We start from the raw sequence: 15,269 nt of genomic DNA, 5'->3' as shown, positions 1-15,269 counted from the left end.
CTGTCACGGGAGGAGCGCACACGATGGACGCGCACGAGCTGATTCGTTTCCAGGCACCTTCGCTGCCCAGCCTCCGTGAGGTCGAGCCCTGGTTCGCCGAGTCCGAGCGGATGCGCTGGTTCTCCAACGGCGGCCCGTGCGTCGCCCGGTTGGAGCGCGCGTGCGCCGACCGGCTGGGGCTCGAGCACCCCGGGGTCGCGGTGAACAACGCGACGTCCGGGCTGATGGTGGCGCTGCGCGCCTGCCTCGGCAGCCCGGAGGGCGAGCGACGCCTGGTCGCGGTTCCGTCGTTCACGTTCGTCGCCAGCGTCAACGCGGTGGTCTGGGCGGGTTTCGAGCCGGTGTTCATCGACATCGACCCCGATGACTGGCAGCCCTCCGAGGAGTCACTCGCCCGACTGCGGGAACTGCGCGGTTCACTCGCCGGCGTGCTGCAGTGCTCCACCTTCGGCACTGCCCCCAGCCAGGCGCGTCGGGCGTCGCTGGCCGCCGTCGCGCGCGACCTGGGCGTGCCGGTCGTCGTCGACTCCGCGGCCGGGTTCGGTGCCGTCGACGACGACGGCCGCCTCCTCGGTGACCAGGGTGACATCGAGGTCTTCAGCTTCCACGCCACCAAGCCCTTCGCGATCGGCGAGGGCGGGCTCGTCACCTCCCGCTCCGCCGACGTGCTCGAGGCAGTGGGCCAGCTGATCAACTTCGGCTTCGACCCGAACCGCTCGGTGACCGGGCACCTCGGCATCAACGGGAAGATGCCCGAGCTGACCGCGGCCGTGGGTCTCGCCGTCCTCGACCGCTTCGACGACGTGCTGGCGCACCGGCGCGCGGCTGCCGCGTGGTTGCGGGACGAGCTGGAGTCCACCGGCGTCGCCTTCCAGGCCGGCTCCGCAGGTTCCACGTTCCAGTTCATGCCGGTCGCGCTGCCCACCGCAGCTGCCCGCGACCTGTTGCTGCAGCGGGCGCACGACGCCCGGATCGAGGTCCGCGCGTACTTCGAGCCGCCGATGCACAAGCTCCCGGCGCTCGCGTCCTCCCGGCGGGCTGGTGCCCTGCCGGTCACCGAGTCCCTGTCCCAGCGGATCATCGGCCTGCCGATGGCCAACGACATCGGCGCGTCGTCGCTGGAACGGATCCGCGACCTGGTGCGGGCGACCGTCACGCCGGTGGCCCGGGGCGCCGAGCGCCGCACGGCGCGGGCAGCGCTGGCCGTCGCGGCCGCGTCCCCCTCGGCCGGGGTCCCGGGGCCCCGGCGGGCGGCGCGCACCGAGAGCCTGGTGGGCCACGCCGGGACGGACCCGTCCGGGGTCGTGCGTCCGTAGCCCCGACCCCTGGTACCGGGGTCGCCCGGTACCAGGGGTCATCCGGCCTGCCGTCTGCCGTGACCCGAGCGACACCGCGGCCCCGGAGCGGGGCCGCGAGGGAGGGCTCAGCCTCCTCCGAGCGGGCGAGCGGGGTTCCCCGCGACCGTCGTCCTGGGCGCCACGTCGCGGACGACCACCGCGCCTGCCCCCACGACGGCTCCTCGGCCGATCCGGCGACCGGGCAGGACGACGACACCGATCCCGAGGTACGCGTCGTCCTCGACCGTGACCGCGCCGGCGAGCAGTGTCCCCGGTCCGAGAGTCACCCGGTCGCCGAGCCACCCGTCGTGGCTCACCTGGCAGCCCGTGTTGAGGTGGCAGTGGCGGCCGAGCGACACATTGGTGCTGATGTGGCTTCGGGGGAAGGCCACCAGGCCCGGTACGTCCCGGAGCGCGTCCGGGACGGTGCTCAGCGGGCTCACCGCCTGCGTCGGCAGCAGGCCCCGGCTCTCGGCCAGGGCCACGAGCCGCCCCCGGAGCGCCGGGTCGCCCACGGCCGGCAGGTAGTGCGTGGCGTCCGCCGGGAGGGCGTCGACCAGCGTGTGACCCCGTTCCCGGACCAGGGCCGCCGCCGCGTCGGTCGTCGTCCCGGCCTCGGCGAAGACGACCGTCCGCTCGCGGGACGGCCCGTCGGGCATGGACCCCAGGACGTCGAGCACCTCGCGCGCGTGCCCACCGGCACCCATCACGACCAGCCGTTGCACAGCCCACCCCCACCGTCGTCGGTCGTCGCCCGCCGCGCGAGCGGTCCGGTGCACATCCTGGACGATCCCGACTCGCGTGCCCGGGCCCCCCTCTGCGCCGACGGACGAGTCGCCGGAACTGCTGCTGCGCGAGCCGTGGCCGGCCCCCGTCCGGCGCGGTGCCACCTGGCACCAGGACCACGCCCGGGGACCCGGACCTCCAGACCGGACCCCTCCGCCGGATGCGCCGGTCGAGCCGCCGCGCGCATCCGGTGGGGAAAGCAGTAGCGTGCAGACCTGATGAGCGAGACAGCGAGCACCCCAGACGTAGCACTGCGCTGGCCCGGTGGGGAACTGCCCCTGCGGGTGATCCCCTCCACCGAGGGCGCCGAGGGCATCGACACCAGCAAGCTGCTGGCGACCACCGGCCAGGTCGCCCTGGACATCGGGTTCGTGAACACCGCGTCCTGCACCTCGGAGATCACCTACATCGACGGTGACGAGGGGATCCTGCGGTACCGCGGTTACCCGATCGACCAGCTGGCCGGCAAGGCCAGCTTCCTCGAGGTCTCCTACCTGCTGATCTACGGCGAGCTGCCGACGGCCGACCAGCTGGCGGAGTTCGACCAGGGCATCCGGCGGCACACCCTGCTGCACGAGGACCTCAAGCAGTTCTTCGGCGGCTTCCCCCGCGACGCGCACCCGATGCCGGTCCTCTCCTCGGCCGTCAGCGCGCTGTCGACCTTCTACCAGGACTCGCTGGACCCGTTCGACTCCAAGCAGGTGGAGATCTCCACGCTGCGGCTGCTGGCCAAGCTCCCCACCATCGCCGCCTACGCCTACAAGAAGTCGGTCGGGCAGCCGTTCCTCTACCCGGACAACTCGCTGGGCCTGGTGGAGAACTTCCTGCGGATGACCTTCGGGTTCCCGGCCGAGCCGTACGAGGCCGACCCGGAGCTGGTCAAGGCACTGGACATGCTCTTCGTCCTGCACGCCGACCACGAGCAGAACTGCTCGACCTCGACCGTCCGGCTCGTCGGCTCCTCGCAGGCCAACCTCTTCGCGTCGGTCTCGGCCGGCATCAACGCGCTGTTCGGCCCGCTGCACGGCGGGGCGAACCAGTCGGTGCTGGAGATGCTGGAGGGCATCAAGGCCGATGGCGGCGACATCGACCGCTTCGTCGCCCGGGTCAAGGACAAGGAGCCCGGCGTCAAGCTGATGGGCTTCGGGCACCGGGTCTACAAGAACTACGACCCGCGCGCGGCCCTGGTGAAGGCGACCGCCGACACGGTGCTGGACAAGCTGGGCGGCAACAACGAGCTGCTCGACCTGGCCCGCCAGCTCGAGGAGATCGCCCTCTCCGACGACTACTTCGTCGAGCGCAAGCTCTACCCGAACGTCGACTTCTACACCGGCCTCATCTACCGGGCGATGGGCTTCCCGACCCGGATGTTCACCGTGCTCTTCGCCATCGGCCGGCTGCCGGGCTGGATCGCCCAGTGGCGGGAGATGATCGAGGACCCGGCCACGAAGATCGGCCGTCCGCGCCAGGTCTACACCGGCCCGGCCGAGCGCTCCTTCGTGGAGATCGCCAACCGCTAGCCGAGAGACCACCCGCACCGCCCGAGGCCCCGCCGTCCACCTGGACGGCGGGGCCTCGTCGTCTCCCCCCGAGGGGTGAGCTGCACCCCCCCGAACCGGTGAGGGACCTCCACCACCCCGGGGGGCACGTCGATGGGATCAGGACACCGGACGCCGCCTGGCGGCCGGGCCGATCCGACGCAGCTGGGGGGACGACGGTGCCCGCACCACGCGCGCAAGCTCCTGCGCCGCGGCCCCGTGCGCAGTCCGCCACCGGCCGGTCCACCCGGAAGCCACCCGCCCGGAAGCCATCCACCAGGAAGCCCGCCACCCGGAAGGCGCCGGTCCGGCAGCCCGCGGGGAGGAAGCCCGCCCCTCGTACCCCGGCCGGCCGCCGTCCGGCACCCAGCAATCGCCGCCCCGCACCGCGGCGCACCCGCACCCCCGGTGCCGCCCAGCGCTGGTGGCACCGCCTGGCCGTCGTCAGCGGCGCCACCCTGGCCCTGATCGGCGTCCTGGCCGTCACCGCCCAGCCGCCCACCGAGGCCGGCCAGGTTTCCGCACCGGCCGCCGTCGCCAGCGAGGCCGAGGCCACCGCCGCGACCCTCGCCGACGCCGCCGCCCGCCACCGGGCCGCACTGTCCGAGGCCGAGAGCCTCACCGCCCAGGCGCAGCAGGCCCGGGACGACGGCGCGGCCGCGCTGGCCGTCGTCGCCGCCGACCGCGCTGCCGTGGGCACCCATGCCGCCGCCGCCTACCGGCGCAGCCCGGACGAGCGCTGGCCGCTGGCGCAGCTCTCCCTGCACTCCCCCGGCTCGACGCCCGACGTCCTGCATGCGCAGGGCCTGGCCGAGCAGCTGACCGAGCAGCAGGACGCCTCGGTCGCCCGGGCCGCGCTGGCCGCCGTGCAGGCGGCGCAGCACACCGACACCGCCGCCGCGGCCGACGCGGCCGCGGCCCAGGCGCGCAGCCGGGCCGCCGAGGTGCTCATCGAGGTCCGGGAGATCGTCGCCGACCTCGACCCGACCGTCAGCGCCCGATGGGCTGCGCTCTCGACCAGCGCCGCCGCTGCCGACCAGCAGGCCCGCAACGCCACCGCGCTGACCGGATGGCAGGACTACCTGGGACGGCTGGCCGCGGCCGGGGTCACCCCGCCCCCCGCCGCGACCCTGACCGACCCGGGCGCACTGCCGGCCGGGCTGGCCCCGCTGCGCGACGCCGCGGGTGCGCCGGTGCCCGGCACGGCCACCACCTACGCCGCCGGCGGCACGCTGACCGTGCTCCCCGCCGAGACCGTCGCCGCGGTCAGCGCCGCCTTCGCCCAGCTCGGCAGGCCCTACCTGGTCGGGCAGCACGGGCCCGACGGCTACGACTGCGGTGGGCTCACCGCCACGGCATGGGCGCAGGGCGGCATCGGCCTGCCCGGCGACCTGCCCGGCCAGTGGGCCCAGGGCACCCCCGTCCCGGCCGGACAGCTCCAGGTCGGCGACCTGGTGTTCCGCACCGACCCGCGCAGCGGCCTGGACGACGTCGGCCTGTACCTGGGCGGCACGAGCGTGCTCTCCGCCTCCGCCGACCGCCGGCAGGTGGCAGTGCGCGAGCTGGCCGACCTGAGCACCGCCGTCCGGGTGACCGTGCCGCCGTCCACGCTCGCACCGCTGCCGGTCACCGGCCCCGTCCCGGCGACGTGCAGCGCACCGCTGCCCGCCCCGGGGAGCACGCCCGGGCCGGCGACCGGCGCGTGGGGCGGCTGGGCCAACGGGCAGATCCCGGCCGACCAGCTCTGCTCGATCAGCAGCGGGCACCGGTTGCGCTGTGACGCGGCGGCCGCCTACCAGGCCATGGCCGCGGCCTACGCGCAGACCTTCGGCACCCCGCTGTGCATCACCGACTCCTACCGCTCCCTGGGCGCGCAGGTCGACGTCCACCACCGGAAGCCGGGGATCACCGCGGTGCCGGGCACCTCGAACCACGGCTGGGCCCTGGCGGTCGACCTGTGCGGCGGCATCAACCGGTTCGGCACCGCGCAGACGGCGTGGATGCAGCTCAACGCCGGGCACTACGGGTGGCGGCAACCGGACTGGGCCCAGGCGCGCGGGCAGAACCCCGAGCCGTGGCACTGGGAGTACGGCGTCCTGAGCTGATCGGCCGAGAGGGCGCGGCGGGTCAGACCCAGCCGAGGTCGGCGAGCTCCCGCCACGGCAGGATCGCGCAGGCGTCGGTCGCCTCGGCCACCAGCCGGCGCGCCACGGCGGCGTCCGCACAGGCGACCGGCCGGCCGGGGGTGACCACGACGTGCATGTCGTGCAGCCGCAGGCCGGCGGCGGCCATCTCGACGAGCAGCTCCTCGGGGCGGACCAGGACCGCGGTGTCCACGCCCGGCACGCCGGCCGAGGTCCACAGACCCAGCGGACCCTCGACCCGCAGCGCGGTCCGGACGACGGCGGCCCGGCCCAGCGCAGCCGAGCGCCCCTGGTGGACCAGGGGCAGGGACGCGGTGCGGGACGGCCGCCAGGGCACGACCAGTTGGTTCCGCGCGACCACCACCCGCCAGCCGAGCGCGGTCTGCCGGGCGTCGGACCAGTCCAGGACGGCGATGCCGGCGGCCAGCGCGATCGGGTCGGGCACCGGGCGGCGCGCGAGCCAGGCGTCCAGCGCGGTGGCGACCGACTCGGCCGCGACGGGCACCCGGGCCCGGGTCATCTGCTCGGCGAGCTCGGCGAGCAGCACGCGGGTGCGGCGACCGGTGTCCACCAGCACCAGCATCGGGCCGCGGCCCGCGCCGTCGGTGACGCCGAGCTCCAGGTCCGGGTCGACCCCCCGGTCGACCAACAGCTCCACGGCGGCCCGCACGTCGGTCACCCGGACCTCGGCCCGGTTCAGTCGCTGGAGGAGACCGCCCGGGGTGCCGAAGAGCGCTCCGGTCATGCGCTGCGTCCTCCGGTCAGGGCTTCTCGGGCCACGGTCGGCAGACCGGGCAGGGACAACACACTCGCCAGCTCGACGGCGGACAGCCGCACCGGGACCACGTCGTCCGACCAGCCGGTGGCCCGGCGGACGCGCGCGGTGGGCGCGGGCCAGACGACCTCGCGGGCAGCGGCCACGTGCAGTTCGGTGAGCACCTCGCCCAGGTGGACGGCGACCACCGGGTGCAGCGGCCCTCCGTCGAGCGCGGCCTGCACGGCTCGCTCGACCTCGAGCCGGTCCGGGCTGCTCAACCAGTGCGGGACGAGCACCGCCTGGGCCGGGTCCCCGGCGGGCGGACCGCTCACTCCCCCACCGCCGGACGACGGGCTCCGGACCCGACTGGAGGACCGTCCCCCGCACTGTGGCGAGGGGGCTCCGGCGCGGTCACGACTTGGATATCGGCAGGTGAGAGGCCCGATGGACCCGGATCGCAACCTTTTCCGCCCGCTCTGGCCAGTTCCCGGACACCGGTCCGCCGCACGTGCGGAGCGCCTGGCGGAGCTCAGCCGCCGAGCTCGGTGAGCCGCTCCTTGAGGGCCTTCTCGGCGCGGTCGGCGTGCACGTTCATGTTGCGCACCGACGTCCCCAGGTCGGCCGACAGCTGGGTCTTCGTCTGCCCGCCCCAGGTGGTCAGGTACCAGGTCGCCCAGCCCAGCACGTTCGGCTGCGCCGCGCGCTGGTCCCGGCGGGCGGTCGGGTCGGGGGCGCACGCGGCGGTCAGGGCGTGCGACAGCAGGCTCTGCTCGGCCTCGCCCATGATCTCGTCGGGCACCTCGGCACTGTCGGGCACCACGAACTCGACCGTGTCGGTACCGCCGTCCAGGGACTGCAGGTTGCGCAGGCCGTTGAGGGTGGCGACGGTCTGGGAGTTGCGGCGCAGCGTGGCCACGCTCTGGCCCATGTAGGCGGCCAGCTCCTTCTCGCTGGGCCGGCGCTGGTTCTCCGCGGTGAAGGCGGCGACCGCCTTCTGCTGCTTGTTCTCGGTGTCGGCGGCGGTCCGGCCGTAGGCGTTGCGCCCCAGGTCGTGCACCCACTTGGAGAGCTGGGTGGCCAGGAAGGCCCCGAAGGGGACGGACTTGGTCTCGTCGTACTGGCTGACCGCCTTCAACACCCACTCGGCGACCTGCTGGTCGACGTCGTCGTTGTCGGGCAGGTGGAGCCGGATCGTGCTCATGTTCCGCTGCAGGCGCTTGAGGCTGACCCGGCAGTAGTGCCGGCACAGGCCGTCCAGGAACGCGGCGGGCAGGTCGCGGGGGGCCCGACGGCGCACGCCGGCCTCCGGCCGCAGTCCGACCGTGGCGTAGCCCTCGGCGGCGCACCAGGCGCGGATCAGGCCGGCGAGCGCCTCGCCCGTTCCGGTGTCGCCATCGACCCGGTACAGGCCGTCGCCCTCGTCGTAGGTCACCGTGACCCCGGCCGGCATGGCGGCCCGGAACTCGGTGAGGGGCAGCTCCCGGTCGGTGCGGAAGTGCACCCGGTCGCGGGGGGTGATCGGGGCCAGTGCCCAGCCCTCGGCCTCGGTGAGCCCACCGAAGACCAGCGGTTCACGGGTGCGGGCGGGGTCGGTGGCGAGCTGGGCGGTGAGCATGTCCTGGGACACCGGTCCTCCTGAGGGGAAGTGCAGGCGGGCTGGGTGGGGCGTGCCTGGGTGTTGCTGCTGCAGCGGGTGGGACGCGGCCCTCGTGGGCCGACCACCTCCGGCCTCAGACGAGGGCGGGGACCCCGCGGCGAGCGGGGGCGTGGACGCTGTCAGCGGAGGGACGGCGCGGCGAGGGGATGCGCGGGGTCGGGACCCGCGGCGCCCGCGGCCGGGGGTTCTCGACGGCCTCGAGCACACCGGCGGCGGCTGCACGCTCGACCTCGTTCGGCTCGGCGACGTACACCGGCATGAAGTCGTAGAGGTCGGTGAAGAGCCCGTCGACGAACGCGTAGGCGGCCTGCGCCTGGTCGGAGAACTTCGCGATCAGCTCGCGCGGGCCGAGCTCGACGCCGACGGTGACCCGGACGGCGCGGTCGTCGCCGCTGAGCCCGGTCAGGGCGAAGGCCACCGAGTCGTGCCGGGCGGCCAGCTCCGCGAGGGCGGCGAGGCACCGGCGGGTGGCCGACCGGCGGGGACGCAGCTGGACGTGCACCACGACCGTCTCCGACCAGTCCGCTCCCGCGGTGGCCGGCTCGCCGGAGGAGCCGTCGACGGCACCACACAGACGCAGGCCGTCGGAGCCGGACGGCCCGACGCGCAGGTCGACGGACAGCTCGATGTCGACTGCCGGGCCCGATGCGAGTGCGCTGAGTTCCATGTTCGTCTCCCCCTGTAACCGTGGTGCTGTGGGGGAAGACTTGCGCACGATCGGAGCCACGGACGGCGAGACTCGCCGCCCTGTGACTACTGTGACGGCTGAGGTGAGCTGTTATTGGTCCGTATCGACCAACCTCATGGCACTACTTGCCAGTCGGCCGATCCGGACCTGGCGCAAATGCCGACAAGGCACCCAGCGCGTCCGCAGCGACCTCGGCGGCCAGGCTCTGGGCCTCGGCGATCTGCTTGTAGACCTCTTCGCGGTGGATCGTCACCTCGCGGGGGGCCTTGAAGCCCAGCCGCACGGTGCCGCCGCGGACCTCGACGACGTAGACCTCGATGTCCTCGCCGATCCGGATGCTCTCGCCGACGCTGCGGGTGAGAGTGAGCATGGGTACCCCTCCATGGGTTCGTGTGGGCCGTCCGTGGCATCGCCCCGCCGGTCGGCGGGACTGGGGGCGCCCACCCGGGTGGGCGCCCCCTGCACCTGCTTTCTCGGCAGGTGGCCCCGGGAAAGGGCCACCTGCCGCGGTGTCACCGCAGGAAGTCCAGCAGAGACGGCTGGATGGCCTTCGCGGTGGCCCCCAGCGCGGCCTCGTAGCCGACCTGCTGCATCTGCAGGTTCATGATCGTCTTCGGCAGGTCGACGTTCTCGATCGCCGCCGACCGGCTGGTCAGCGACAGCTGCAGGTCCATGTTCACCTGCTGCGCCGTCTCGATCCGGGTCGTGCGCGTGCCGATGTCGGCCACTGACTTGAGCAGCCGATCGATGGCGACGTCAAGGTCACCGAGGTGGCCCGCCAGGGCTGCCGGGTCGGACACCACATCGGTGGCGATCGAGCCGACGAGCGTGAACAGGTCGCCGGTGGCAGGGTCCCCGAAGGCCTCCGGCCCCGTGAGGTCCACCCGGATCGCGTCCGCGTCGGACACCTGCCGGTTGATCGAGATCACCGGCATCGCGGGCACGGAGGTCCCACCGAAGCCGGTGTACGCACCCGTGGCGACGTCGTACGCCGTTGCGCCGCTGGTGGGGCCACCGAAGATCGGCCGGCCCTGCACGGTGGTGTTCGCCAGTCCGATGAGGCTCTTCCGCAGACCGTCCACCTCGGTCGCGATGGCCACCCGGGACGCTTCGGACAGCGACCCGTCGTTGAGGCCCTTGACCGTCAGGTCCCGCACCCGCTGGACCTGCTTGATGGTGTTCTGCAGGGCGGAGTCGGTTGCGTCGAGCAGGCCGATCCCGTCGTTGATGTTCCGGGCGTACTGCGCGGCGCCGGCGAGCTCCTGGCGGGTCTGCATCGCGGCGTTCGTGCCGGTCGGGTCGTCCGAGGGCTTGTTGATCGTCTTGCCGGAGGTCAGCTGCGCCTGCAGCTTGGCGATGGCCTCCTGGTTCCGGTTGAGGCCCTGCAGTGCGGTGACGGCGAGTGCGCGCTGGGTGATCCGCATCAGGTCACAGCCCCACTCGGCCGGTGCGGTTGATCAGCACGTCGAGCGTCTCGTCGATGGTGGTGATCATCCGCGCGGCGGCGGAGTAGGCGTGCTGGAACCGCAGCATGTTCGTCATCTCCTCGTCGAGGTTGACCCCCGAGACGGACTCGCGGGAGGCGTCCACCTGCGCGGCGACCACCGTCTGGGTCTGCAGGTTGCTCGTGGCCACCGACGCCTCGACGCCGAGGTCGACGATCAGCCGCCGGTAGGCGACGGCCACGCCGGAGTCCGCCTTCGCCATGGCGGCGAGCTTCGCGGCGTTGCCGGCGTCGGCCGATGCCTTCCCCGGCACCAACGGGACCGTCCCGACCGCCGCGGCCGCGAGCTTGTCCGGCTTGTCGATCAGAAGGGTGATGTTGGCTGCCGTGATCGGCTTGGCCGGCACGGTGCCGGACCCGAACATCGGCCCGCCCGGGTCGCCGTTCTTGTCGTAGGCAAGCGGCGGACCGGCGTGCACGGCGTTGACCTGGTCGGCCAGCTGCTGCGCCACGACGTCCAGCTGCTGCTGGTACTTCGGGATCGTCTGGCTCAGCGCCGTCAGCGCACCGCCCGCCTTGCCGCCGAGGGCGAGCCGGGTGCCGCCCGGGTCGGTGACGAACGAGGGGTCCGTCGCCGTGGCCTCGGCCGGGACCGCGGTGCCCACGGCCCTGATCCCGAGTGCGTTGGTGCCGGAGACCAGCGTCGCGCCGGCGACGGAGACGTTCACCTGCCCGTCGTCCCCGGGGCTGGAGGTGGCACCGATGGAGGTGGCCAGGTCCATCACCAGGGCGTCACGCTTGTCGGCCAGCTCGTTGACCGGCAGGCCGGCCTGGGTCGCGCGCTTGATCGCCCGGTTCAGGTCGGCGATCGACTGGGTCTTGGCGTTCACGTCCTGCGTCAGCGTGTCCAGGCTGTCGCGGGTCTGGGTCCACTGCTTGTCCAGGTTGCTGCTCGTGGTGTGCAGCTCCGCGACGAGCGTGGCGGTCTTCTGCAGCACGGCCGTCCGGGCGCCGTCCTCGGTCGGGTGGTTGGCCACGTCGCCCCACGCGGTGAAGACGGCGGTGAGCTTGGCCTGGATGCCGGTCTCGCCGGGCTCGCGGAACGCCTGCTCGATCTGCGCGAGGGTGGCGTCCTGCGCGGTCATCCGCGCGGTGGAGGCGGACTCGATCTGCGCCCTGCCCTCGAGGAACGCGTCCCGGATGCGGATCACCTTGTCGGCGTCGACGCCCTGGCCGACCTGGTTGCTGATCGCGTACATCGCCGGGACGGCGTTGCCACCGATCGACTGCAGCTCCGCTCGCTGACGCGAGTAGCCCGCGGTGTTGACGTTGGCGATGTTCTGCCCGGTGACGTCCAGCCCGCGCTGCTGCGCCCAGAGGGCCGTCGTCGCCGTGTTCAGGCCGCTGAAGGAGCTCACATCGCACCGTCCAGCGTGACCGAGCGGTGGGCGTTGCCGGCAGCCCGGCCGGTCTGGGTGTACGTGCCGGCTGCGGTGGGCGGCTGGCTGGTGGCCAGGGCGTCGTTGATGACGGCCAGGCCGCTCTCGATGAGCTCCTTGTTGGCGTCGGAGAGCCCGCGCAGCTCGGCCACCATGAGCAGCAGTGCCTCGTGGTGCTTGGCGTAGAGGTCGTCCCACGGGGCGGGGGCCGAGTCGGCGAGCTGGCGCAGCGACGGGTTGACCTCCAGGCCCAGTCGGCCGGCGATCTGCTCGGTGGCCGCCGCCCGCTCGATCTCGAGGGTCCGCAACTGTTCCAGGACCACCTCGATCTCGTGGGCGATGCGGGCCAGCCACCGGCTCTTGCCGGTGACGATCAGGTACTGCTTCTCCTCCGCCTTGAAGAGCAGGAGGTCCAGCAGTTCCTGCTCTCGCCAGAGCAACGTCGACAGGTGCTGGTGGTCCATGCCGGCCGCCTTTCCGTCGTCGTGTGCGGCCCGTCGTGCAGGCCGGCGCCCACCGGGACCGGCGGGCGCTGTCGATCTCCACTTCGGCACCCGGCCGGGCCCGGTCAAGCCGAGATGGGCCGAGGCCGGCGGGAAATGTGTCGATGGCGGTGCCACGCGGTGCACGGTCAGCCGAGAAGGAGGGCGTGACCGCAGCCCGCCCCGCCGTGAGTGAGCGCCGCCCTGCCGACGTCGACGCGATGGTGACCACCCATCTGCCGCTGGCCCAGTTCGCGGTGAACGCGGTGGCCTCCCGCATCTCCCTGCCCAGCCACGTCAGCCGGGACGACCTGCTCTCCTGTGCCAGCGTCGCGCTGGTCGAGGTCGCCCGCCGCTTCGACCCGGCCGCCGGCGCGACCTTCGCCACCTATGCACTGCCGCGGCTGCAGGGCGCCGTCCTCGACGAGCTGCGCTCCGGCGACTGGGCCAGCCGCTCGGTCCGGGCCGCAGCGCGGCGCACGGACGCCGCGGCCGACGCGCTGACGATCAGCCTGGGCCGGCCGCCGACGAAGGAGGAGCTGGCCTCCAACCTGGGCGTCCAGCGCTCGGAGCTGGACTCGCTCCAGATCGACGTGCACCGCGCGGTGATGGTCAGCATGGACGCCGAGACCGGCACCGAGGGCGGGTCCCTGGACCTGCCCGACACCGGCGACTCCCCGGAGCGCGCACTGCTGCGCGGCGAGCGCGCCCGGCACCTGCACGAGGCGATCCGCGCCCTCCCCGACCGGCTCGACGAGGTCGTGGAGCGGAACTTCTTCGGCGACGAGTCGCTCACCGACATCGCCGACTCCCTCGGCGTCACCCTCTCCCGCGTCTCGCAGATGCGGGCCCGTGCCCTCACCCTGCTGCACGCCGCGATGAGCGAGATCTGGGACGGCACCGCCGTCCCAGCCGACGGTGGGGTGCGTGCCCGCAACCAGCAGCGCGCCTACGTCGAACGGGTCGCCGCCCGGCAGACCGCCGGCCGGGCCACGACGACCCCTCCCCCGTTCCCGGTGCCCCAGCCGCGGGGTCGGGCCCGGCACGACTGGGTGGTCCCCGAACGTGGCGCGGCGGCCCTCCCCGCCTGAGCCACCTGAGTCACATCCGCACCGCGGACCTCACCCGTTCGGGTTGAGACCCGACCCACCGGACCGTAGAAGAGAGCGATCCCGCCGCACGGCTGCGGCGGGTCCTTCTCGTTCCCGGTCCACGGAGGGTCCGCATGAGCCTGGTCGTCAACAGCAACATCGCCGGACTGAACGCCGGACGCAGTCTGGGCATCGCCGACCGGCAGCTCACCGCGTCGGTGGAGCGCCTCTCCTCCGGCCTGCGGATCAACCGCGCCGCGGACGACGCCTCGAACCTGGCGATCTCCGAGGTGATGCGCGCCCAGATCGGCGGGCTCAAGGTGGCGCTGCGCAACACCCGGGACGGCATCTCGGTGCTCCAGACCGCCGAGGGCGCGCTGACCGAGGTGCACGACGTGCTGCACCGGATGCGCGACCTCGCCGTCCAGGCCGCCAACGACGGCGCGCTGGACCCCGACGCGCGCGCAGCGGTGCAGGCCGAGATGGGCCAGCTGCGGGACGAGCTCGACCGGATCGCCGGCACCACGTCCTTCAACGGCCGACGGCTGCTCGACGGCAGCTACCGCGGCACCTTCCAGGTCGGCGCCGACGTCGGGCAGACCCTCGCCATCGACGTCCGCTCGGGCACCTCAGCGGCCGCCCTCGGCGTGGCCGGTGTCGACGTCACCGCCCGGGACGGCGGGACCACCGCCCGCACGGCCTCGGCAGCGCCCTCGGCCGGCAGCCCCTCCGCGGTGACGCTGGGCAGCTCCACCCTGACCGGCGGGGACTTCGACCGACTCGACGGCGCCGTCTCCTACCGGGGCCGGACCCTCGACCTCGCCTCGATCCGGTTCCGCGACACCGACTCCGCCGCCCAGCGACTGGACCGGGTGAACGCCGCACTGACCGCGACCTTCGGCGCCGGAGCGGTCACCGCGACCAACTCCGGGGGACTGGTCGTCACCGGCACGGCCCCGCCCTCCGGGGCGTCGGCGCAGGAGCTGGCGGCGGTGACCGTCGGGTTCACCCCGGCGACCGGCGCCTCGTCCGCCATCGCCGCCATCGACGCGGCGATCGGCCAGGTGTCGGTCATCCGCGGAGACCTGGGCGCGGTGCAGAACCGGTTCGAGCACAACGTCGCGAAGCTCGGCGCGGCGCTGGACAACACCGCTGCCTCGGAGAGCCGGATCCGAGACACCGACATGGCCACGGAGATGACCGCCTTCAGCCGGACCCAGATCCTCAACCAGGCCGGTACGGCCATGCTGGCCCAGGCGAACCAGTCCCCGCGCGGGGTGCTGCAGCTGCTGGCCTGACCCGGGACCGGCTGACCCACCCGAACGGGGGACATCGCCGAGTGGCCCTCAAGGACCGGCCGACCTGCTCCGTTGACAGGGGTACGACGACTGCGGCACGGATGCCGCGGTCACCCCGTCCAAGGAGGAACCCCCATGGGTCTGACCGTGAACAACAACATCGCGGCGCTGAACTCGTACCGCAACCTGTCGGTCACCGACAGCCAGATGAGCAAGTCGCTGGAGAAGCTCTCCTCCGGCTTCCGCATCAACCGCGCCGCCGACGACGCTGCCGGTCTGGCCATCTCCGAGGGCCTCCGCTCGCAGATCGGCGGCCTCAAGGTCGCCGTCCGCAACACCCAGGACGGCATCTCGGTCGTGCAGACCGCTGAAGGTGCGCTCACCGAGACGCACAAGATCCTCCAGCGCATGCGCGACCTGTCGGTGCAGGCCTCCAACGACGGTGGGCTCAACGCCGACGCCAAGAAGAACATCCAGTCCGAGATCGGCCAGCTGAAGTCCGAGCTCAACCGCATCGCCGACACCACGAACTTCAACGGCAAGGCGCTGCTGGACGGCAGCTACTCGGGCACCTTCCAGGTCGGGGCCAACAAGGGCGAGACCATCTC

15 protein-coding genes are annotated in these 15,269 nt (G+C 73.3%); 6 read left to right on the top strand and 9 right to left on the bottom strand.

Annotated features, from left to right (window positions below; all coding sequences use genetic code 11):
* Window positions 1-23: 23 nt before the first annotated feature.
* A complete protein-coding gene (locus O2V63_RS02485; protein WP_269165987.1) occupies window positions 24-1,316 on the top strand; it encodes a DegT/DnrJ/EryC1/StrS family aminotransferase in 1,293 nt (430 codons plus the stop codon).
* A gap of 107 nt (window positions 1,317-1,423) precedes the next feature.
* Here O2V63_RS02485 and O2V63_RS02480 read toward each other — a convergent pair whose 3' ends face one another.
* Window positions 1,424-2,062, bottom strand: a complete 639-nt coding sequence (locus O2V63_RS02480) for a PglD-related sugar-binding protein (RefSeq protein WP_269165986.1) — start codon at window positions 2,060-2,062, stop codon at window positions 1,424-1,426.
* 279 nt (window positions 2,063-2,341) lie between these two features.
* On the opposite strand from O2V63_RS02480, the gene O2V63_RS02475 reads away from it, so the two are divergent.
* Both O2V63_RS02475 and O2V63_RS02470 read left to right on the top strand, forming a co-directional pair.
* Window positions 2,342-3,643, top strand: coding sequence for a citrate synthase (locus O2V63_RS02475; RefSeq protein WP_269165985.1), 1,302 nt, complete (start codon window positions 2,342-2,344; stop codon window positions 3,641-3,643).
* A 197-nt stretch (window positions 3,644-3,840) separates the two neighbouring features.
* Window positions 3,841-5,766 (top strand): NlpC/P60 family protein, encoded by a 1,926-nt coding sequence (locus O2V63_RS02470; RefSeq protein ID WP_269165984.1) that lies wholly within the window; start codon window positions 3,841-3,843, stop codon window positions 5,764-5,766.
* Between the two features lie 22 nt (window positions 5,767-5,788).
* Here the strand turns inward: O2V63_RS02470 and O2V63_RS02465 are convergent, their stop codons facing one another.
* The 8 genes from O2V63_RS02465 to O2V63_RS02430 form a co-directional block, all read right to left on the bottom strand.
* Entirely contained in the window at window positions 5,789-6,550 is a 762-nt protein-coding gene (locus O2V63_RS02465; protein ID WP_269165983.1) for a hypothetical protein, read from the bottom strand.
* Entirely contained in the window at window positions 6,547-6,894 is a 348-nt protein-coding gene (locus O2V63_RS02460; protein ID WP_036332933.1) for a hypothetical protein, read from the bottom strand. The genes O2V63_RS02465 and O2V63_RS02460 overlap by 4 nt, the downstream gene beginning before the upstream one ends.
* A gap of 197 nt (window positions 6,895-7,091) precedes the next feature.
* Entirely contained in the window at window positions 7,092-8,189 is a 1,098-nt protein-coding gene (locus O2V63_RS02455) for a flagellar biosynthesis protein FliA (RefSeq protein WP_269165982.1), read from the bottom strand.
* Between the two features lie 103 nt (window positions 8,190-8,292).
* Entirely contained in the window at window positions 8,293-8,886 is a 594-nt protein-coding gene (locus O2V63_RS02450) for a hypothetical protein (RefSeq protein WP_269165981.1), read from the bottom strand.
* Window positions 8,887-9,028: 142 nt separating this feature from the next.
* Entirely contained in the window at window positions 9,029-9,277 is a 249-nt protein-coding gene (gene csrA / locus O2V63_RS02445) for a carbon storage regulator CsrA (RefSeq protein WP_269165980.1), read from the bottom strand.
* A gap of 142 nt (window positions 9,278-9,419) precedes the next feature.
* Window positions 9,420-10,331: a flagellar hook-associated protein FlgL gene (gene flgL / locus O2V63_RS02440; RefSeq protein ID WP_269165979.1), complete on the bottom strand. Its 912-nt coding sequence runs from the start codon at window positions 10,329-10,331 to the stop codon at window positions 9,420-9,422.
* A gap of 4 nt (window positions 10,332-10,335) precedes the next feature.
* The gene (flgK, locus tag O2V63_RS02435) at window positions 10,336-11,769 is read right to left on the bottom strand and encodes a flagellar hook-associated protein FlgK (protein ID WP_269165978.1); all 1,434 of its coding nucleotides are present in this window, start codon (window positions 11,767-11,769) and stop codon (window positions 10,336-10,338) included.
* The gene (locus O2V63_RS02430; RefSeq protein WP_269165977.1) at window positions 11,766-12,254 is read right to left on the bottom strand and encodes a flagellar protein FlgN; all 489 of its coding nucleotides are present in this window, start codon (window positions 12,252-12,254) and stop codon (window positions 11,766-11,768) included. Before O2V63_RS02430 ends, flgK begins: the two co-directional genes overlap by 4 nt.
* A 185-nt stretch (window positions 12,255-12,439) precedes the next feature.
* Between O2V63_RS02430 and O2V63_RS02425 the strand changes: the two genes are divergently transcribed.
* The 3 genes from O2V63_RS02425 to O2V63_RS02415 form a co-directional block, all read left to right on the top strand.
* Entirely contained in the window at window positions 12,440-13,363 is a 924-nt protein-coding gene (locus O2V63_RS02425; protein WP_269165976.1) for a sigma-70 family RNA polymerase sigma factor, read from the top strand.
* Between the two features lie 134 nt (window positions 13,364-13,497).
* Window positions 13,498-14,661, top strand: a complete 1,164-nt coding sequence (locus O2V63_RS02420) for a flagellin N-terminal helical domain-containing protein (protein WP_269165975.1) — start codon at window positions 13,498-13,500, stop codon at window positions 14,659-14,661.
* Window positions 14,662-14,796: 135 nt separating this feature from the next.
* Window positions 14,797-15,269 (top strand): flagellin N-terminal helical domain-containing protein (locus tag O2V63_RS02415; RefSeq protein ID WP_442928978.1); only part of this gene is annotated, 473 nt, incomplete at its 3' end.

This window comes from Modestobacter sp. VKM Ac-2977, assembly GCF_026968045.1.
Taxonomy (GTDB): domain Bacteria; phylum Actinomycetota; class Actinomycetes; order Mycobacteriales; family Geodermatophilaceae; genus Modestobacter.
Note: the sequence above shows the minus strand (reverse complement) of the source record. Positions and strands in the feature narration are given on the sequence as shown.